Origin of the sequence: uncultured Eudoraea sp. (assembly GCF_947258525.1) — a bacterium.
Lineage (GTDB): Bacteria > Bacteroidota > Bacteroidia > Flavobacteriales > Flavobacteriaceae > Eudoraea.
Genome location: NZ_CAMYIP010000192.1, coordinates 23,476 through 43,099, shown reverse-complemented (window position 1 = coordinate 43,099; position 19,624 = coordinate 23,476). Strand labels below are relative to the sequence as shown.

General features: G+C 37.9%; 18 protein-coding genes. 8 read left to right on the top strand and 10 right to left on the bottom strand.

Annotated features, from left to right (window positions below; genetic code table 11):
* Positions 1-26: 26 nt before the first annotated feature.
* Positions 27-1,415, bottom strand: a complete 1,389-nt coding sequence (locus Q0X89_RS14435; RefSeq protein ID WP_297695402.1) for a dipeptidase — start codon at positions 1,413-1,415, stop codon at positions 27-29.
* A 576-nt stretch (positions 1,416-1,991) separates the two neighbouring features.
* On the opposite strand from Q0X89_RS14435, the gene Q0X89_RS14430 reads away from it, so the two are divergent.
* A complete protein-coding gene (locus Q0X89_RS14430; protein WP_297695400.1) occupies positions 1,992-3,290 on the top strand; it encodes an MFS transporter in 1,299 nt (432 codons plus the stop codon).
* Positions 3,291-3,439: 149 nt separating this feature from the next.
* Here the strand turns inward: Q0X89_RS14430 and Q0X89_RS14425 are convergent, their stop codons facing one another.
* From Q0X89_RS14425 to Q0X89_RS14395, 7 genes are all read right to left on the bottom strand, one after another.
* Positions 3,440-4,735 carry a TRAP transporter large permease gene (locus Q0X89_RS14425; RefSeq protein ID WP_297695397.1) on the bottom strand — a complete coding sequence of 432 codons (1,296 nt, stop codon included), beginning with the start codon at positions 4,733-4,735 and terminating at the stop codon, positions 3,440-3,442.
* Between the two features lie 5 nt (positions 4,736-4,740).
* Positions 4,741-5,199: a TRAP transporter small permease gene (locus tag Q0X89_RS14420; RefSeq protein ID WP_297695395.1), complete on the bottom strand. Its 459-nt coding sequence runs from the start codon at positions 5,197-5,199 to the stop codon at positions 4,741-4,743.
* Positions 5,200-6,177, bottom strand: a complete 978-nt coding sequence (locus tag Q0X89_RS14415) for a TRAP transporter substrate-binding protein (RefSeq protein ID WP_297695393.1) — start codon at positions 6,175-6,177, stop codon at positions 5,200-5,202.
* Between the two features lie 363 nt (positions 6,178-6,540).
* Positions 6,541-6,669: a hypothetical protein gene (locus Q0X89_RS14410; RefSeq protein ID WP_262493645.1), complete on the bottom strand. Its 129-nt coding sequence runs from the start codon at positions 6,667-6,669 to the stop codon at positions 6,541-6,543.
* A gap of 140 nt (positions 6,670-6,809) precedes the next feature.
* Positions 6,810-8,162 (bottom strand): sugar porter family MFS transporter, encoded by a 1,353-nt coding sequence (locus Q0X89_RS14405; protein WP_297695388.1) that lies wholly within the window; start codon positions 8,160-8,162, stop codon positions 6,810-6,812.
* Between the two features lie 62 nt (positions 8,163-8,224).
* On the bottom strand, positions 8,225-8,488 hold the full coding sequence (locus tag Q0X89_RS14400) for a hypothetical protein (RefSeq protein WP_297695386.1): 264 nt from the start codon (positions 8,486-8,488) through the stop codon (positions 8,225-8,227).
* A 123-nt stretch (positions 8,489-8,611) separates the two neighbouring features.
* Positions 8,612-9,805 (bottom strand): 3-deoxy-D-manno-octulosonic acid transferase, encoded by a 1,194-nt coding sequence (locus tag Q0X89_RS14395; protein ID WP_367177066.1) that lies wholly within the window; start codon positions 9,803-9,805, stop codon positions 8,612-8,614.
* A gap of 139 nt (positions 9,806-9,944) precedes the next feature.
* On the opposite strand from Q0X89_RS14395, the gene Q0X89_RS14390 reads away from it, so the two are divergent.
* The 3 genes from Q0X89_RS14390 to Q0X89_RS14380 all read left to right on the top strand — a co-directional run bounded on the left by Q0X89_RS14390 (position 9,945) and on the right by Q0X89_RS14380 (position 12,625).
* Complete coding sequence (locus tag Q0X89_RS14390) at positions 9,945-11,099, top strand: DegT/DnrJ/EryC1/StrS aminotransferase family protein (protein ID WP_297695382.1); 1,155 nt, start codon at positions 9,945-9,947, stop codon at positions 11,097-11,099.
* Between the two features lie 58 nt (positions 11,100-11,157).
* The gene (galE, locus tag Q0X89_RS14385) at positions 11,158-12,174 is read left to right on the top strand and encodes a UDP-glucose 4-epimerase GalE (RefSeq protein WP_297695380.1); all 1,017 of its coding nucleotides are present in this window, start codon (positions 11,158-11,160) and stop codon (positions 12,172-12,174) included.
* Between the two features lie 97 nt (positions 12,175-12,271).
* Entirely contained in the window at positions 12,272-12,625 is a 354-nt protein-coding gene (locus Q0X89_RS14380) for a hypothetical protein (protein WP_297695378.1), read from the top strand.
* A gap of 19 nt (positions 12,626-12,644) precedes the next feature.
* Here Q0X89_RS14380 and Q0X89_RS14375 read toward each other — a convergent pair whose 3' ends face one another.
* Entirely contained in the window at positions 12,645-13,175 is a 531-nt protein-coding gene (locus Q0X89_RS14375) for an alpha-ketoglutarate decarboxylase (protein ID WP_297695376.1), read from the bottom strand.
* Positions 13,176-13,273: 98 nt separating this feature from the next.
* On the opposite strand from Q0X89_RS14375, the gene Q0X89_RS14370 reads away from it, so the two are divergent.
* Genes Q0X89_RS14370 through odhB form a run of 3 tightly spaced genes read left to right on the top strand, consistent with a single transcriptional unit; the run spans position 13,274 to position 18,300 of the window.
* Positions 13,274-16,093 (top strand): 2-oxoglutarate dehydrogenase E1 component, encoded by a 2,820-nt coding sequence (locus Q0X89_RS14370; protein WP_297695374.1) that lies wholly within the window; start codon positions 13,274-13,276, stop codon positions 16,091-16,093.
* Positions 16,090-17,052, top strand: a complete 963-nt coding sequence (locus Q0X89_RS14365) for a peptidoglycan DD-metalloendopeptidase family protein (RefSeq protein WP_297695372.1) — start codon at positions 16,090-16,092, stop codon at positions 17,050-17,052. The genes Q0X89_RS14370 and Q0X89_RS14365 overlap by 4 nt, the downstream gene beginning before the upstream one ends.
* Positions 17,053-17,076: 24 nt before the next feature.
* The gene (gene odhB, locus Q0X89_RS14360; protein WP_297695370.1) at positions 17,077-18,300 is read left to right on the top strand and encodes a 2-oxoglutarate dehydrogenase complex dihydrolipoyllysine-residue succinyltransferase; all 1,224 of its coding nucleotides are present in this window, start codon (positions 17,077-17,079) and stop codon (positions 18,298-18,300) included.
* A gap of 6 nt (positions 18,301-18,306) precedes the next feature.
* Here the strand turns inward: odhB and Q0X89_RS14355 are convergent, their stop codons facing one another.
* Positions 18,307-18,768 (bottom strand): retropepsin-like aspartic protease, encoded by a 462-nt coding sequence (locus Q0X89_RS14355; RefSeq protein ID WP_297695368.1) that lies wholly within the window; start codon positions 18,766-18,768, stop codon positions 18,307-18,309.
* A 40-nt stretch (positions 18,769-18,808) separates the two neighbouring features.
* On the opposite strand from Q0X89_RS14355, the gene Q0X89_RS14350 reads away from it, so the two are divergent.
* Positions 18,809-19,576 (top strand): TatD family hydrolase, encoded by a 768-nt coding sequence (locus Q0X89_RS14350; protein ID WP_297695366.1) that lies wholly within the window; start codon positions 18,809-18,811, stop codon positions 19,574-19,576.
* The last annotated feature ends 48 nt before the right edge of the window (positions 19,577-19,624 follow it).

The following is a 19,624-nucleotide window of genomic DNA, read 5'->3' as shown; positions in this document are numbered from 1 at the left end:
TAAATTTCTAGTTAAATTTTAATTCTTCAAGAAAAGAGTTCTGTGTAGTATTTATAAAAATATGGAATTGTCTCAATTCCTTTTAAATAGTTCCAAACACCGAAATGTTCGTTGGGGGAATGGATGGCATTACTGTCCAGGCCAAATCCCATAAGAATTGATTTGCTGCCCAATTCGTCTTCAAACAGGGGTACAATTGGGATACTCCCTCCATTCCTTTTAGGCACAGGAACTTTGCCAAAAGTGGTTTCAAAGGCTTTACTCGCGGCCTTGTAGCCAATACTGTCTATAGGCGTTACATAACTCTCCCCACCATGATGGGGAGTAACCTTTACACTTACTCCGGAAGGAGCTATATTCTCAAAATGCTTTGCAAACAAGCGAGTTATTTCCTTCCAGTCCTGATGAGGTACCAGACGCATGGATATTTTTGCGTACGCTTTGCTCGGAATCACTGTTTTAGCACCTTCACCCGTATATCCTCCCCAAATGCCGTTTACATCAAGGGTTGGACGGATGGAGTTCCTTTCATTGGTGGAATAGGATTTTTCTCCATAGACATCCTGGATATCAAGTTCTTTTTTATAAGCATCTAGATCAAAAGGGGCTTTGGCCATGGCCGTTCTCTCTTCCTTCGTAAGTTCGTCCACCTTATCGTAAAATCCCGGTACAGTAATATGGTTGTTTTCGTCATGCAAAGAAGCAATCATTTTTGCCATAATGTTAATTGGATTGGCGACAGTTCCACCATAAAGTCCGGAATGGAGGTCTCGGTTTGGACCCGTAACTTCTACTTCTACATAGCTTAATCCTCTTAATCCGGTTGTAATTGAGGGAATGTCATTTGCAATCAATCCGGTATCTGAAATAAGAATGATATCATTTGAAAGTTTTTTATGATGCTCCTTAACAAATGCAGATAAGCTTACACTTCCAACTTCTTCTTCACCTTCTATCATGAATTTGACATTACATGGTAGTGAGTTGTTAGCAACCATGAATTCAAGCGCTTTCACATGCATATAGACCTGCCCTTTATCATCTGAAGCTCCACGTGCATAAATGGCACCGTCAGGGTGGAGTTCTGTTTTTTTAATTATCGGATCAAAAGGAGGGGAGTCCCATAAGTCTAAAGGATCTGGTGGTTGTACATCATAATGACCGTATACAAGAACCGTTGGCAGTTTCTCATTAATAATTTTTTCGCCGTATACAATAGGATATCCATCCGTTTCACAAATTTCCACAATCTCACAGCCTGCATTCTTTAGAGAAGTTGCAAAAGCTTCAGCAGTGGCAAGTACATCATGGGAATAGGCGGAATCTGCGCTAACAGAAGGCATTTTCAGGAGTTCTATAAGTTCATTGATAAAACGTTCTTTGTGTTGATCCAGGTAAGCCTTTATGTTTTGCATTATCGAAAGTTTCAAGAAAGTCTAAATTTACAAAAAGAAGGCAGATAAAATTGAAGTTCGATTATTTTTAAATTGAAATTTTGCTTTATATTTGCATCCCCGTTTAGCTGATAGTTCCTTTTCCATAGTATTACGAAGGAGAAGCTATCGGTACGGAAAATGCAGGAGTCTCTCCGCCTGTACGATTATAAAAAACCTCCGATCTTCGGAGGTTTTTTCTTTTCAGCAAAGTTGATATTGCGGAGAGACGAGAAGTCTATCCCGCCATGGGCGGGAAGTCTCTCCGCCTGTACGATTATAAAAAACCTCCGATCTTCGGAGGTTTTTTCTTTTCAGCAAAGTTGATATTGCGGAGAGACGAGAAGTCTATCCCGCATTGGGAGGGAAGTCTCTCCGCCTGTAAATATGAGAATGCCCACTTTTAGAAGTCGGATTTTTAATTATGAAACGTTTTTTCGGAAACAAAAGTTTCTTTCCAGCTCTTTGAAATGTTTTATACCTATAAGTTCTAAGGAGTTCAATTCTATCCTAAGTGTCTAAATCCCTAACTTTACCTCATCAATCTAAAACCAGGGAATGCAAAAAACAACAAAGGAGCTAATAGACGGACAGGCTCTGTCAAAATTACAATATACCACCTTCTTTGTATGCTTTGTTATGAATATTCTGGACGGGATGGACGTTATGGTTATTTCCTATTGTGCGTCTGCAATAGCAACATCCTGGCAGGTAGGGCCGGAGGAGTTGGGAATTGTTTTTAGTTCGGGACTTGCAGGGATGATGATTGGAGCTATGTTTTTGGCACCCTTTGCAGATCAGATTGGAAGAAAGAGAATGATCCTGATTAGTGCTTTCTTAATGGGTGCCAGCGTACTGATGACGGCATGGTCGCAAACCGTTACCCAGTTAATGTTTTTGAGGTTTTTAAGTGGCATAGGCATAGGAAGCATGCTTGCAAGTACGGCTTCACTGACTGCTGAATATGCACCGGATCGTAAAAAGGATTTTTGGGTCAGCTTCGTCTTATCAGGTTATCCGGTTGGAGCTGTTTTAACCGGTATAGTATCGGCAAATTTAGTACCTGTTTATGGCTGGCCCGTTATGTTCAAACTGGCCGGACTGGCTTCTTTTATCTGCTTGCCACTTATCTTTTTTTTATTGGGGGAGTCTGTTTATTATTATCTAAAAAGGCAGCCCAAAGGGGCATTGCAGCGCGTGAATACGATTCTGGGTAAAATGGAGCTTGGGGCATTAGAGAGACTTCCGAAACTAGAGTTGAAATCTTCAGGTATTCCCGTAAACAAACTACTCAACAAAGAATTTAGTATGCCTACACTCCAGTTATGGACGGCTTTATTCATGGCATTCGGGTGTTTGTACTTTCTAATAAGCTGGATACCAAAACTTACAGAGGCTACTGGTCTTTCAATGTCATTGGCAATCTATGCCGGCACAGTTTTTAATATGGGGGCCTTTTTCGGGATCATTACACAGGGCTTTATTTCCTCTAGAATGGGATTGAAGAGGACAGTGGCATTATTTTTAGGAATAACGGGGATTTTGATGGCCACTTTTAAATTGTTTATTGGTTCCGGTGCCTTGCTCTTTGTAATTGGTTTGCTCGGGTTTACCCTACAGGGTGGATTTGTAGGCTTGTATGTTGTGGCCGCCAGGATATATCCAACAGAATTCAGGACAACCGGGCTGGGCTGGGCCATTGGTGTTGGCAGACTTGGAGGAGTTATTGGACCAGCTCTTGGTGGAATCCTTATAGGGATCGGGCTATCGATGGCAGAGAATTTTATGATTTTTTCCATACCAGTAATACTTGCCGGCTTCATAACTTTTTACCTGGCTTCAACAAAGCTATCCTAATTCAAAATTGATGGGGCCTTATCCTTTGCTTCCAGACAATTTCATAACTGTTTAATAGCATTGTAGCACTAATTAGTACCCTTTTAGACTTCGTAGGATCGACATCTGTTCCTTTAACTTGGCTTATTTTATAGAGAACATGAATTGCACTACAAATCAAATAAACCAGGTAACCAAAGGCTTAACTGAGGTAAATAAGTAATAAGGAACAGAGCAACAATCATTACTACAAAAAGGGGGAGGAGCGGTTTAATTACTTTCTCAATGGTGGTATTGGCTATTCCAACACCGACAAATAGTACAGAGCCTACCGGTGGTGTGCATAAACCGATACACAGGTTTAAAATCATAATAATTCCAAAATGCACCGGATCCAGGCCAAGCTTCATCACCACAGGTAAAAATATGGGTGTGAATATAAGTACTGCCGGAGTCATATCCATAAATATGCCCACAAACAGAAGTATAAGATTTATAATAAGCAATATGATTATTTTATTATCACTAATACTCAACAAACCGGTACTTATATCTTGAGGAATATTCTCAAAAGACAATGCCCACGACATGCTCATGGATGCCCCTATCAAAAGCATTACAATGGCTGTTGTAGCCGATGAATCTAATAAAATCTGGGGTAGTTTCCCGAATGTGATTTCCTTGTATATAAAACCAAGCACAACGCTGTAAAGTACTGCAATAGCCGACGCTTCGGTAGCTGTAAATATACCTGTTACAATACCCCCTATGACCACCACCAGCATAAATAAGCTGGGAACAGCATCAATAAATGTTTTAATAATATTTTTTAATGTGCTTCGTTTTCCAACTTTATACCCTTTTTTTTTGGCCCAATAGGAAGCCACGAGCATTAAAAATAGACCTGTAAGTATTCCGGGAATATAACCTGCAAGGAATAAGGCTGCTATAGATGCACCACCACTAGCCAAAGAATATACTATCAGAACGTTGCTGGGAGGAATAAGGAGTCCGGTGGTAGCCGATGTTATATTGACCGCAGCACCAAATTCTTTGGAGTATCCATCTTTTTGCATTTCCGGACCTAATATGCTGCCCATCGCAGAGGCCGATGCCATGGCAGAACCCGCAATTGCACCCATTAGCATGGCCGAAATGATATTAATAAGAGCCAGGCCACCTGGCAAAGCACCAACCAATGTTTTTGCAAAGGCAATCAACCTATGTGCAATACCTCCTTTGTTCATTAACTCACCTGAGAGTATAAAAAATGGAATAGCGAGGAGTGCAAAACTGTCTAATCCTGTCCCAATTCGTTGAGCGACTGTTGTAAATGCAGGTAATGCGGGAATGCTTACCAACATGGTAAGCAGTGCGGATATTGTTATACTCCAGGCTACTGGAGTACCTATTGCAAGTAAGCCTATAAAGCTAATGACCAAAACAAAGACAGGTATATACTCCATTTGACTTATTGATTTAAAATATCAGAAATTTTATAATATATGATCAGTATTCCGCTTATAGGGATAACCATATATACTGCGGCCAAAGGGACTTGCAATGCAGGGGAATATTGATCGAGCACATAGGTAACATAGACCAATCTGGAGCCACCAATAACCAAGGCAAACAAACAGAAAAGAATAATTAAAATGCGGACCACCAGTTTTAGTTTTTTTTGAGATTTTGCATTTAATCTGGAAGGAAGTACATCTATGGCAACATGCTTATTTCGGCCTGAAACGTAGGCGGCACCAAGTATGCCTATCCATATCATCAGGTACCGGGCCAGTTCATCGGTAAAGGAACTGGGGGCTCCAAGGAAATATCTGCTAAATACCTGCCATAGAACATTAATAACCATAATACTCATTATGATTATTAACAGCTTAGCCAAAACCTTATCGATCTTATTCCTTATTTCCATTTATTGGGTTTGCTGTATCTCTTGTATTAATCTATACAGTTCTTCATTATTTCTGTATTGTTCATAATTGCCCTTAATCTTTTCCGAAAATAAGGTTTTATCTGGTCTAATAATTTTAACGCCAGCTTCCTGCACTGCGTTTAGGGCTTCTTCTTCTGACTGCAACCATAATTTACGCTGATAGACTATAGATTTATCTACCGCTTGAGTAAGCCATTCTTTTTCTTTTAAAGAAAGTCTCTTCCATAGATGTGTTCCCGCCAGAAGCACATCGGGTAAGACGGTATGCTCATCAAGTGTATAGTATTTACAAACTTCATAATGACGTGATAAATAGAAACTTGGAGGATTGTTTTCTGCACCGTCTACAACCCCTTGTTGCAGAGAAGTATATAATTCACCCCAGGAAATAGGTGTGGGGGAGCCGCCTAAACTTTCCACCATATCTATTGCCGTAACACTTTCCATGACCCTTATTTTTAGTCCGTCAAGGTCATCAGGTGAATTTATGGGTCTGTCCTTTGTATAAAAACTTCTGCTTCCGGCATCGTAATAACCCAAACCTTTTAGCCAGTATTTTTCCCCATCTTCTAATAATTGCCGTCCTACCGGTCCGTCTAATACTTTAAATGCATGAGCCCTGTCCCTGAAAAGGAAAGGCAGTCCCAGGACTTTCATTTTTGGAGCAAAATTTTCAAGTACACCTACAGAAACTTTAGTCATATCCAGACTTCCAATTTGTAAAAGTTCCAGACATTGTCGCTCTGTTCCTAACTGTTGACTCGGATATATTTCTAAACGAAGTTTACCGCCTGAAAGCTCTTTTAGATCAGCTCCCATTTTGACCATAGCTTTATGAACAGAGTGGTTTACATCGAGTCCATGAGCCAATTTAATGGTCTTTGTTTTTTCTATTCGATTGCAACTAATAAATATGGAAAAAAATAAAAGAAAATATGGAAGAGTCCTAAATCGCATTAAATCTTCTTTAATGTTTCTATTTGCAATATACACAAGTAGTCCGTTATAATCCGGAATATTTTACCTGGGTAATTAATTGACCCATGTATTTTCTTTATCCAGGTGCCAATCTTCAAGAGAAACCGTAACCGAGGTACTTGGGATTTAGAGTTCTTGGATTTGAAATGCAAATTTCAGGAAAGTAAAAATGAGAGATTCCTTTTTTCTGAAATCTCTTTTGATAGATATCACTTTCTTTCAACCCATTGTCATTCAATCATTAATAACAAGTGAGTTTATTTTGAATAAATTCAAAATGATAATCAAGTAATAAGAAAAAGATAAGTGGGCAAGATTGGGGAAAATCGGTTTTGTGTCTTGCTAAAAGAAGCCCAGACCAGCCAGAATAAGGCAAATCACCACGGCGGCAAGAATTAAGACCAAAACCACTACCATTATGCTTAGGAACCCGTTAAGGAGCTTTGTGCCAAATGTTAATTGATCTTCCATGATTCATATAATTTCCTACAATGTACATATTTATGACAATAAATTACATTTGCAATGCCATAATTCGACTAAAAGTCAATAAGAATGGGCCTTTTTGAGATGTAATACCTGAATTTTCGGTAAAGTGTAATTTGCTTTTTTCAAGAATCTTTATCCGGACTTAACTTTTTTTCTAAGTCCTCAAGTGAAATTCCTTTGGTTTCAGGCATCATAAATATTACAAATAACAATTGCAATACCATCATAAATGCAAAAAACAGAAAAATTGGCCAGGGGTTATCCTTAAAGATACCATCATTGGCATCCAGGAATATTGGAGTAAGGAGTGTAATTAAAGCCGCAAATACCCAATGTGTACCTGTACCCCATGACTGGCCGAATGCCCTTACTTTGTTCGGAAAAATCTCCGAGATAAAAACCCATATGACCGCACCTTGTCCGATAGCGTGTGAGGCGATAAAAATCAGAATAAAAACAAGAAGTATGGTAGAATCGGCTCCACTGTAAAAACACCAGCCCACCATTGCCAGACTTATGATATAACCAATAGAGCCTATATTCATCAATTCTCGTCTTCCCACTTTATCAATCAATCGTATCCCTACAAGTGTAAAAATTAAATTGACAATACCTATGGAAATAGAGCTGAACAAAGATTCCCTGGCGGCCAATCCTGCCCTTTCCAAGATTTCTGGTGCGTAATAAAGCACAAAATTAATCCCGGACATCTGGTTAAAAAAAGCTAGTAAAAAAGCAAGTATAAGTGGTTTTTTATATTTACTTGTGAAGAGTTTTTCTTTTGCATCTGTTGTCTTAAATGAATTCTTTATTTCTTCAAGTTTTAGCTTTGCATGTTCCTTATTTGAAAGAAATTCCAACACTTTTAGCGCCCTTGTATTATCCTGTTTTTTTATCACTAACCAACGGGGGCTGTTCGGAATTTTAAGTACCATAAGACTGTATATTAAAGCGGGAATAGCCTCTACACCAAGCATCCAGCGCCAGTCGTTCGCACCATCAAAACCTTTGAGCAAATAATTGGAAATAAAAGCGATAAAAATCCCAAATACTATATTAAATTGATATAGAGCCACTAACTGCCCTCGGTTTTTTGATGATGAAATTTCTGAAACATAAATTGGAGCAGCAACAGAAGAAGCTCCCACTCCCAGACCCCCAATCAATCTGAAGAAAGAAAACATATAGGGGTCCACAGCCAAAGCAGATCCCATAGCCGAAACAAAATATAAAACACCAATCCAGAACAGGGTTTTTTTCCTACCAAAAAGATCACAGGGGATGCCTCCAAAAAGAGAACCCAATACCGTACCCCACAACGCCATAGACATTATAAAAGTTCCGTGGAACCAGGGTGAAGTGTTCCATAATTCTTTAATGGGCAAATTGGCCCCACTGATTACAACGGTATCAAAGCCAAATAAAAAACCTGCCAGCGCGGCGGTTAATGAAATTCTGAAAATCCTTTTGTCCATGGTTTGCTGGTTTTGGTAAATCTAGCAAAAAAAAGGAAGAGAATATAAAATTGAAATAGAAGTCAGGCAGTCTTGGGCTTCAAAGAATCTAAAATACTTGATTTTTTCTTTTTTTCTATAGCCCTTTCCAGTTGTTCTTTTGTAGGTTCTAGGTTACCGGGACTCCCTTTAATATCCTGATCTTGCTTACTGTTGTAATTACGTTCAGAATTGGGAACGATTTTTTCTTTCTCTTTGGGTTTATCAGCTTCTGTAACAGTATCCTTGCACGATATTGAGCAAAACAAAAGACATAACAACATGATATGAAAAGGGGCAAATTTCATCAGCTCTGTTTTAAATTTAATAACAAAAGATATGCCAGTTTATAAATAGTTCAATTATCTCTTAAACGGCTTTCAGCAACTGGGATTAATTTGTTATAGTGCTATCTAATCAGATAAGAATAGCTACAATAATGTACGTATATGATTCATTACTTGGATGCTTGCCCCTTTGTTATTGTTGATGTAAGATGCATTTATAGTGCCGGCTTTAGATCTGAAATCAAAATCGAGAAAAAGTTTATCCACCAGGCTTGTAAACTCTGCTTTATCACGGACTGAAAAAATTCCTCTAAGCTTAACCAATTCTTCAGCTTCTTTAAATCCGGAATAAATCGGGCCAATAATTACCGGAATTCCAAACACAGCAGGTTCGAGTGTATTATGAAGTCCCCCTATTGTAAATGCTCCTCCTACATAGGCAATATGGGCATAGCTGTAAATTTTGGTCAATAGTCCGATAGTATCTACAATGACAACTTCAGCGTCTGCCAGAGGGTTTTCCGATATTTCTGATAATAAAACCGTTCGCTTTTTGATTTGTTGCCTAAGCCGGGTAATTTCTTTTGGAACAATAGTATGAGGTGCAATAACGTATTTCATTTTATGGGAAGCCTCATTAATATAGGCTACCAATAGCTCTTCATCCTCTGGCCAGGTGCTGCCCATTACAAAACACGGGTAATTTTGGGTAAAATTATCCATAAATTCCAGGGAATTATTTTGCCGTAAAATTTCAGAAACCCTGTCAAATCGTGTATCACCGGTTATGGTGGCATTATTCAGACCAATAGTATTCAATAATTTTTCAGATTCCGAATCCTGTATAAAGAAATGCGAGAACTTTTCTAATGCATTCCTCATAAATCCGCCATACCATTTAAAATAGATCTGATCACTTTTAAAAATTGCGGAAATAAGAAGTATGGGTATACTGCCGCTTTTAAGTTCTTTTAACACATTTGGCCAGATTTCATACTTTATGAAAATGGCGATTTTTGGTTGCAATAGTTTAATAAATCTCTTTGCATTCTTTGCTGTATCCAGAGGAAGATAAGTTACCAAATCGGCTGTTGTACTTTTCTTAATTACTTCATAACCCGATGGTGAGAAAAATGAGACAACAATTTTGACCGTGGGATATTCCGCTTTTAATTTCTCTACAATAGGCAAGCCTTGCTCATACTCCCCGAGTGAGGCAGCGTGCACCCAGATAGTAGAATCTTTAGCATTAATATGCTTTTTTAACTCCTCAAAAACCTTTTTTCTGCCTTTGACAAAAAGGTCGACTTTGGGGCTGAAAAATGCAATTATATGCAAGAAGAAGGAGCTAACATATATTACTAAATTATATAGGATAAACACGTACTGCGAATTTGCAGCTAAAATACGCTTCTTTGTTAAATTTCATTGGCAGGGGTTCCTTATTTTTGTAATATTGTTCACTTAACAAGCACTTATGAAAAAGCTACAAATGGTAGACCTTGTTGGTCAATACCAGGGGATTAAAAAGCAGGTAGATGAGTCTATATCACAGATATTAAATTCTGCGGCTTTTATAAATGGTCCTGAGGTGCATGCCTTTCAAAAAGATTTGGAAGATTATTTGCAGGTGAAGCACGTAATACCATGTGCTAATGGTACAGATGCACTTCAAATTGCTATGATGGGTCTGGGGCTACAACCAGGTGATGAGGTAATTACTGCGGACTTTACCTTTGCTGCTACAGTTGAAGTAATAGCTTTATTAAGGTTAACGCCGGTATTGGTAGATGTTGAACCCGATACCTTTAATATTGACCCTATTGCCATTGAAAAGGCGATAACTTCAAAGACCAAGGCCATAGTTCCTGTTCATCTTTTCGGGCAGTGCGCAAATATGGAGGCAATTATGGATATTGCCGATAGACACGGTCTTTTTGTTATAGAGGATAATGCCCAGGCCATAGGGGCCAATTATACCTATAAGAACGGAAAAAAGAAAAAAGCCGGCACAATTGGAAATGTGGCCTCTACCTCATTTTTTCCATCCAAAAATCTGGGCTGCTATGGAGATGGCGGGGCAATATTTACCGATGATGATGAGCTGGCTCATACAATAAGAGGGATTGTAAATCACGGCATGTATACCCGTTACCATCATGATGTTGTTGGAGTAAATTCCAGGTTAGATACTATCCAGGCAGCTGTTTTAAGGGCAAAACTTCCACATCTTGATGCCTATTGCAGCAGGCGTAGAGAAGCTGCCCGGAAATACATGAACGCTTTCCGGGGACATGATTTTATTATTTTACCTAAAACAGGGATCAGTTGTTCCGGGTTTTGTGAAGATTGCGATTGTCATGTATTCCATCAATTCACAATCCGAATTATGAATGGTAAACGAGATGAGTTGGCTAAGCATTTGGCAGAGAAAAATATCCCTTTTGGAGTTTATTACCCAATTCCGCTGCACAAACAGAAAGCTTATATGGATACAAGATATAAGGAATCTGATTTTCCGGTGACAAACGAACTAATTAACGAAGTAATATCACTTCCCATGCATACGGAATTAGAAGATGACCAAATCTCATTTATTACTGATACGGTAATTCAATTTTTAAAAGATTAATTATACGATTCCTATTAATCACCAGTTTTATCATTCAATTTAAATTAAAAAAATATTTATGAAAATACTTGTAACCGGGGGGCTCGGATTTATTGGTTCGCACACTGTGGTAGAGTTACAGAATTCTGGTTATGAAGTTGTAATCATAGACGATTGTTCCAATTCTTCTGAAAAAGTATTAGACGGCATATATGCAATTACAGGAAAGAGACCGGTATTTGAAAAAATAGATTTGCGCGAAAAAGAAAAGATCGGGGATTTTTTCGAAAGGCATCCCGATATAAAAGGAACTATACATTTTGCAGCTTCAAAAGCGGTAGGAGAAAGTGTGGAAAGGCCACTATTATATTATGAAAACAATCTAAGTTCACTAGTATATTTACTTAAAGAAATAACTGCAAAAAAGAAGCAGAGTTTTATTTTTAGTTCCTCTTGCACTGTTTACGGACAAGCAGACAAAATGCCCATTACAGAGGATGCTCCTGTGAAAAAGGCAGAATCTCCTTACGGAAATACAAAACAAATTGGAGAAGAAATAATTCATGATACTTGTAAAGTAAATTCAGATTTACAAGCCATTTCTTTAAGATATTTTAATCCCATGGGAGCACATCCCAGTTCCGAGATAGGGGAATTACCAATAGGTGTTCCACAGAATTTGGTACCATTTATAACACAAACAGGAGTTGGTTTAAGAGAACAACTTTCTGTTTTTGGAGATGATTATCCAACACCGGATGGCACATGTATTAGAGATTATATTCATGTGGTTGATTTAGCAAAGGCACACGTTGTAGCTTTAGAGCGGCTTTTAAAAGGAGAGAACCGGGAGAATTATGAAGTCTTTAATGTAGGTACAGGTGAGGGAAGTTCGGTATTGGAAGTTATCGCTAGTTTTGAACGGGTTTCCGGTAAGAAACTTAATTATTCTGTGGTAGAAAGAAGGCCTGGTGATATTACCACGGCATATGCGGATACTAAAAAAGCCAATGAGGTATTAGGTTGGAAAGCAGGTTCTACCCTGGACCAGGCAATGAAATCTGCCTGGGATTGGGAACAAAAAATAAGAAGTTAATCCCCAAGACCCGCTTCCAGGAATCAGTCATTTGATTTTCCTTCCAGCCATTGTAGGTACTTTTAACAGTGTTCAATAAAAAACTTTTCTGCAATATATGATGCCTGTATTCAAAGAAAGCGGTGAATTAATTAAATATGCAAGTTCGGTTCAATTATATGAAGAGCTTGTGCTACAAATTCAAAAGGATTTTAGTTTAGCAAATTTAACACTGGACCTGCCTGCTGATTGCAATCCAAATGAACTTAAGTATTTACTTCAAAAGAATATTCAATTTCTGATTGAGGAGAAGTTTTCAGATTTTTTAAATCTTCTATACGTAGTGGATTTACCAGAAGCAACAGCCAAAAAGATTCTGAATATTGGTGATCTGCACATTAGTGAGCACTATACTTTTCTCATACTAAAAAGAATTTGGCAAAAGGTATGGTTTCGGCAGAAGTATAAATAGTTGCATAAAGAATACTATATTAAAAAAACACTCTGATAAAAGGCACCAGGGGATCTGCATAAAGGCTTCTATCATTATGTAATACGTCGTATTGGATGCCAAACGTAACATTTCTTGTACTATATCCAATTCCCATAAAAAGGGCGGTAGTCCAGTAATTTTCATCCAACAAGAGAGAAGAAGAACTATAATTTGTTGTAACTCTTAATTGTTGAAGTACTGCTGATAATTGTATTGGTGGTATTGGATTAAAAAAGTTCAAAATACTTCCGCCATAAGCCGTGAATTCAGAATCTCCGAATTTAGAATATTCAAAATTCAATGATAAACCCGTTCCAAACTTTTCACTTACCTGATAAATAGCACTTGGGGCTAAAGCAATACTAAAACTATCATTTCCGAATCCCAGGCCTAATGCACCTCCATATCGCACATTTCTCCAAAACTCATTTTGTGGCTTTAATTGCTGTGAATGGGAAGTCAGAGCTGTAAAGGAGAAAACTACGGCTAGCACAAAATACTTATATCTGTATAAATGTCTAAAGCCCATAAACATGATTTTTAATTAATACACTCCTATATAAACTCATAAACTATTAATTATTGTATTTTTGATCTAATTTTTTACAATAGATTGAATTGGCGTTTATGGATAAATATTCCTTTTTAAATACTGCTCATACGTCTTTCTTTGCTGAATTATATGACAGGTATCTCACTAATCCTGACAGTGTTGAACCCAGCTGGCGAGCTTTTTTTCAGGGATTTGATTTCGGAATGGAAAGTGCATTGGATGAAGTAGGCATAGCTGATCTTAATGGCTCACCTGTGCTTGTTGATGGACAATCGGTATCTATTCCTGAAACTTTGTTCAAAGAATTTAAAGTCGTAAAGTTAATAGATGGGTACCGCAGCAGAGGTCATTTGTTTACCAGGACTAACCCTGTTAGAGAAAGAAGAAAATATGTACCAACCCTTGACATAGAAAATTTTGGTTTATCTCAGGAAGATTTGGATACTGTCTTTAGTGCCGGTGAAGTAATTGGGTTGGGTCCAAGAGAATTACGTGAAATAATCAGCCATTTGCAACGCATATATTGTGATGCCATAGGTGTAGAATATATGTATATAAGAAAGCCAGAACGTGTTCAATGGATACAGGAATGGCTGAATGTCAATGACAACCACCCTAATTTCGACGCTGACCGAAAGAAACACATACTTCGAAAACTCAATCAGGCCGTTTCTTTTGAGTCATTCTTGCACACGAAATATGTGGGTCAAAAAAGGTTTTCACTCGAGGGAAATGAATCACTTATCCCGGCAATTGATGCTGTTGTTGAAAGAGCAGCTGAAATGGGTGTTAAGCAATTTGTCATGGGGATGGCCCATAGAGGAAGACTTAACGTATTGACTAATATTTTTGGCAAATCTGCCAAAGATATTTTTAGTGAGTTCGAAGGCAAAGACTATGAGGAGGAAATTTTTGACGGGGATGTAAAATATCATTTGGGATGGACTTCTGAGCGTAAGGCTGATAATGGCAACAAAATAAATATGAACATAGCACCTAATCCTTCGCATCTGGAAACCGTAGGTGCCGTAGTAGAAGGTATTAGCAGGGCAAAACAAGATACCCATTATCCAGAAGACTTTTCTAAAGTTTTACCAATTGTAGTTCATGGAGATGCGGCTATAGCCGGACAGGGAATAGCCTATGAAGTGGTACAAATGGCTCAATTAGACGGCTATAAAACCAATGGTACTATTCATATTGTAGTAAACAATCAAATTGGATTTACAACGAATTACCTCGATGGTAGATCTTCTACATATTGCACTGATGTTGGCAAAGTTACATTAAGCCCTGTTTTACATGTAAATGCAGATGATGTAGAAGCTGTGGTTCACGCATCCCTGTTTGCTTTGGAATATAGAATGCGTTTTAAAAGTGATGTCTTTCTTGACTTACTGGGATACCGAAAGTATGGTCATAATGAAGGAGATGAGCCACGTTTTACACAACCTAAATTGTATAAAGCCATAGCCAAGCATAAGAATCCGAGAGAGATATATTCCGAGAAATTAATTTCCAATGGTATTATTAATAAGGATTTTGTTAAGGAGTTAGAACTGGAATATAAAGAAAGTTTAGAGGAAGAATTAGAGGATTCCAAAAAAGAAGATAAAACGATCATTACACCTTTTATGGCTGATGAATGGAGTGGTTTTCAAAATGTCCGTGAATGGGAAATGTTAGATCCGGTGGACACTTCGTATGATAAGGCAAAATTAACTGAAATTGCAAAGGTTATTACTGAACTGCCCAAGGATAAAAAGTTTCTGCGCAAAGTTGAAAAACTAGTGGGAGATCGCAAAAAAATGTTCTTTGAAACAGATAAGTTGGATTGGGCAATGGGAGAATTACTGGCATATGGCACTCTCCTAGAAGAGGGGTTTGATGTTCGTATGTCCGGGCAGGATGTAGAAAGAGGAACTTTTTCGCACCGGCACGCTGTAATGAAGGTAGAAGAAAGTGAGGAAGAGATTATGTTATTAAACAACCTGAATGATAATCAGGGAAGGTTTCAGATTTATAATTCACTTTTATCGGAATATGGTGTAGTAGGTTTTGATTATGGATATGCCATGGCCAGCCCAAATACATTGACTATCTGGGAAGCCCAATTTGGTGATTTTAGTAATGGGGCGCAGATAATGATAGATCAGTACATTTCCGCTGCAGAAGATAAATGGAAATTGCAGAATGGGCTTGTAATGTTCCTGCCGCACGGATATGAGGGGCAAGGTGCAGAGCACTCGTCAGCAAGAATGGAAAGATATCTTCAATTATGTGCAAGAGACAATATGTATGTCACAGATTGCACAACGCCTGCCAACTTGTTTCATTTACTAAGAAGGCAGATGAAAGCAAATTTCAGAAAACCTTTAATTGTATTTACACCTAAAAGTTTATTGCGTCACCCAAAGGCTGTCTCTAGTGTAGATGAATTTTCCGACGGATGTTTTCAGGAAGTAATAGATGATGCAAGTGCTGATATAAATAAGATTAAAAGTCTTGTCTTCTGTACAGGTAAATTCTATTATGACTTGCTTGCATTTAAAGAAGCAAATAAACGAAATGATGTTGCTTTAGTGAGAGTTGAGCAATTATTTCCTGTACCTGAGCAAAAAATGACTGCTATTATAAAGAAGTATAAAAAGGCTAATGACGTGGTTTGGGCACAAGAAGAACCAAGGAATATGGGAGCATGGAGCCATATGTTTACCCATTATACTGAGGCTCAAAAGTTTCGTGTGGCATCAAGACGTTTTTATGCATCACCTGCAGCAGGAAGCGCAGTTCGTTCTAAATTAAGACAACAGCAGATTATAGATTTCGTCTTTGATAAAACAAAAGACAATATGACAAGGCGGGTTACTAAAAGTGAATATAAGAAAGGATGAGATCTGTATTGCTCTTAATGATATTCTTTTCTATTAAATTATTCTCCCAGTCTGAGCAACCAATTTATGAAAGGTTTGTATCAGTATTTACTGAACGGTTTAACAGTGGTGATTACGATGGTATTTACGATTTATACGATGCTGGCATGAAGAATACCTATACAAGTATTGAAACCAGAAATTTCTTTGAAAAAACCATAAAAAATTTTACTGGTGATATTGAGTCCATGCAGTTTTATACACTTAGGGATGGAGCACACGTATACAGAATGTATTTTGATAAGTCCGTGGCAGATATGACAATTACATTATCTCCTCAGAGTAAAATAAATGGGTTGTTAATTTCGAAACCAAAGCTCCTGGAGATGCCTTTTTTGGAAAGAAATACAACATTCATAAGTTTACCATTTAATGGGGAATGGTTTGTATATTGGGGTGGAGTTACAGAAGAGCAGAATTATCATATTATTGAAGAGACACAGCAATATGCCTATGATATTTTAAAGGTAAAAGATGGGGCTTCTTATGAAGGAGATCCTTTGCGAAACGAAAGCTATTTTGCATTCGGTGAAGATATTATAGCACCATGTGATGGCCGTGTGGTTAAAGTTATTGATGGTGTTCCTGACAATATTCCGGGAGAAACCAATGAGCAGGAACTGACAGGAAATACTATAGTTCTGCGCACAGATAGAGATGAGTATATACTTCTGGCACATTTAATGAATAATTCAATAGTTGTTGAAGAGGGGCAGGACTTAAGAAAGGGAGATATTATGGCTAAATGCGGCAACTCTGGAAATTCAACTGAAGCTCACTTGCATTTGAGCTTGCAAAATGGGTTAGAAATGGAAGATTCAATAGGAGCCAAACTATATTTTGATCGTATTGAAGTCAATGGAGAGATAAGAATGGATTATATTCCAGTAAAAGAAGATTTTATCAGTAATAGTAATTAAAGAAACCATTATAAAAGTTTAGGCATGATTTTAGAAATGAAAGTTCCATCTCCGGGTGAATCCATTACCGAAGTTGAAATAGCAGAATGGCTGGTCAGCGATGGAGACTATGTTGAAAAGGACCAGGCAATTGCTGAGGTAGATTCTGATAAAGCTACACTGGAATTGCCTGCAGAAGAGAGCGGTACAATCACCTTGAAAGCAGAAGAAGGAGATGCGGTGGCCGTTGGGGAGGTCGTATGCCTTATAGATACAAGTGCGGAAAAACCTGAAGGCGTAGCAGTAATAGAGGAAAAAACTAAAGTTGAGAAAACAGAAGTTACTGTTAAACAAGTAGAAAAAGTTCAGGAGGAAGTTGCAAAAAAGTCCTATGCAACGGGCCAACCTTCGCCTGCTGCCAGAAAAATTCTTGATGAGAAAGGTGTTGATCCGGCAAGTATAAAAGGCACTGGTAAGGATGGAAGGATTACCAAAGAAGATGCAGTTAAATCAGTTCCTTCAATGGGGAGCCCTACAGGTGGTAAACGGGGAGAACACAGGACTAAGCTTTCTATGTTAAGGCGTAAAGTAGCGGAACGTCTGGTAGCTGCTAAAAATGAAACCGCCATGCTTACTACATTTAATGAGGTAGACATGTCGGCAGTTTTTGAATTGAGAAAACAATACAAAGAAATATTTAAAGAGAAACATGATGTAAGCCTCGGATTTATGTCATTTTTTACCAAGGCAGTGATTAGAGCTTTACAAATGTACCCTTCAGTAAATTCCATGATTGATGGTAAAGAAATGCTCTCTTTCGATTTTTGCGATATAAGCATCGCCGTTTCCGGCCCAAAAGGTCTTATGGTGCCTGTTATAAGAAATGCTGAAAATCTCACTTTCAGGGGTATAGAAGCAGAAGTAAAACGCCTTGCTTTAAGGGCGCGGGATGGACAGATTACCGTAGACGAAATGACTGGAGGTACCTTTACGATTTCTAATGGTGGAGTTTTTGGCTCAATGTTATCGACCCCAATAATAAATCCGCCTCAAAGCGGTATTCTTGGCATGCACAATATTGTAGAACGGCCTATAGTTAAAGAAGGGGCCATAGTCATTGCTCCAATAATGTACGTTGCATTATCTTATGATCATAGAATTATTGATGGTAAAGAATCAGTAGGATTTCTGGTTGAAGTAAAAGAAGCTTTGGAAAATCCTGTAGAATTGTTAATGGAAGGCAACGTGGAACAATCGCTGGAATTGTAGATATATTTACAGGGGTATATCACCTAGATTATTTTTTAAAAATAGATTCTTGGAAGCATAGTCAATTACTGCCTTGCATTTTATTAGAATATCTGCCCCTATAATTCCGTCGACGGGCAGGGACTTATGTGCTATAAGAGCTTCATTAACATGTACCAGGTCAAAAATTACTATCTGTTGTTTTGTCTTTTTCCATTCGCCAATTTCAATTTTATTTTTTGCTGAAACCAGTGTTTCCATATCAGTAGCGCCGGCACCGGCAGCTTTAACTTCTGAGTCTTTCGAGATAAGCTTAAAATAACTGGCTTTATCAACCCCCACACAGGTATTGGAAGCACCAGTGTCTAAAATAAAACGCCCGTTCACTCCATTAATACTGGCGGTAACTTCTAAATGATTTGTATCGCCTAGAATCAATGGAATTTTGGAATATCCTTTATTTTTTAAAAGTTTTTTCAGATTACTCATCCAATATGTTTTTTGACAAAGATAATTCTATTTTTGCTCTATGATAATAACGGATACCCATACCCATTTATACAGCGAAGCCTTTGAAGAGGATAGAGATGAAGTTATACAGAATGCCATAAATAATGGTATCACACGCTTTTTCATTCCATCTATTGATGCTGCCTATACCCAATCCATGTTAGAGCTTGAGAAGCAATACCCTAAAAATATGTTTCTGATGATGGGTTTACACCCAACGCATGTTAAAGAAGATTATAAAGATGAGCTTAAACATGTTGAACTTATGTTATCAAAAAGACATTTCTATGCAGTAGGGGAGATCGGAATAGATCTCTATTGGGACAAGACTTTTTTAAATGAACAACGGGAGGCATTTAAATTCCAAATAGGACTTGCGAAAAAATATGGCCTACCCATAGTCATTCATTGCAGAGACTCATTCGATGAAATTTTTGAAGTACTCGAAGAGGAAAAATCAGAGGATCTTTTTGGAATTTTTCACTGCTTTACCGGCACCGAAGAGCAAGCCAAAAAGGCATTGGCTTATAACATGAAACTGGGAATAGGTGGGGTATTGACTTTTAAAAACGGTAAAATTGATACTTTTTTAAAAAAAATAGACTTGAATCATATTGTTTTGGAAACAGATAGTCCTTATCTGGCTCCTGTGCCCTACAGAGGTAAACGGAATGAAAGTGTATACTTACTGCTTGTTCTAAAAAAACTTTCAGAGATCTATGGTTTGGATGAAAAGCTGATTGCCGATATTACAACGCAGAATTCAAAAGAGGTGTTTGGTATTTAAAGCTTATAGAGATAAAACAGGGATATTGTTCGAATTACATACAACAAA

Coding starts and splice junctions, on each gene's coding strand:
- Q0X89_RS14435 (WP_297695402.1), bottom strand. CDS start 1,415: ATGCAAAACATAAAGGCTTACCTGGATCAACACAAAGAACGTTTTATC.
- Q0X89_RS14430 (WP_297695400.1), top strand. CDS start 1,992: ATGCAAAAAACAACAAAGGAGCTAATAGACGGACAGGCTCTGTCAAAA.
- Q0X89_RS14425 (WP_297695397.1), bottom strand. CDS start 4,735: ATGGAGTATATACCTGTCTTTGTTTTGGTCATTAGCTTTATAGGCTTA.
- Q0X89_RS14420 (WP_297695395.1), bottom strand. CDS start 5,199: ATGGAAATAAGGAATAAGATCGATAAGGTTTTGGCTAAGCTGTTAATA.
- Q0X89_RS14415 (WP_297695393.1), bottom strand. CDS start 6,177: ATGCGATTTAGGACTCTTCCATATTTTCTTTTATTTTTTTCCATATTT.
- Q0X89_RS14410 (WP_262493645.1), bottom strand. CDS start 6,669: ATGGAAGATCAATTAACATTTGGCACAAAGCTCCTTAACGGGTTCCTA.
- Q0X89_RS14405 (WP_297695388.1), bottom strand. CDS start 8,162: ATGGACAAAAGGATTTTCAGAATTTCATTAACCGCCGCGCTGGCAGGT.
- Q0X89_RS14400 (WP_297695386.1), bottom strand. CDS start 8,488: ATGAAATTTGCCCCTTTTCATATCATGTTGTTATGTCTTTTGTTTTGC.
- Q0X89_RS14390 (WP_297695382.1), top strand. CDS start 9,945: ATGAAAAAGCTACAAATGGTAGACCTTGTTGGTCAATACCAGGGGATT.
- galE (WP_297695380.1), top strand. CDS start 11,158: ATGAAAATACTTGTAACCGGGGGGCTCGGATTTATTGGTTCGCACACT.
- Q0X89_RS14380 (WP_297695378.1), top strand. CDS start 12,272: ATGATGCCTGTATTCAAAGAAAGCGGTGAATTAATTAAATATGCAAGT.
- Q0X89_RS14375 (WP_297695376.1), bottom strand. CDS start 13,175: ATGGGCTTTAGACATTTATACAGATATAAGTATTTTGTGCTAGCCGTA.
- Q0X89_RS14370 (WP_297695374.1), top strand. CDS start 13,274: ATGGATAAATATTCCTTTTTAAATACTGCTCATACGTCTTTCTTTGCT.
- Q0X89_RS14365 (WP_297695372.1), top strand. CDS start 16,090: ATGAGATCTGTATTGCTCTTAATGATATTCTTTTCTATTAAATTATTC.
- odhB (WP_297695370.1), top strand. CDS start 17,077: ATGATTTTAGAAATGAAAGTTCCATCTCCGGGTGAATCCATTACCGAA.
- Q0X89_RS14355 (WP_297695368.1), bottom strand. CDS start 18,768: ATGAGTAATCTGAAAAAACTTTTAAAAAATAAAGGATATTCCAAAATT.
- Q0X89_RS14350 (WP_297695366.1), top strand. CDS start 18,809: ATGATAATAACGGATACCCATACCCATTTATACAGCGAAGCCTTTGAA.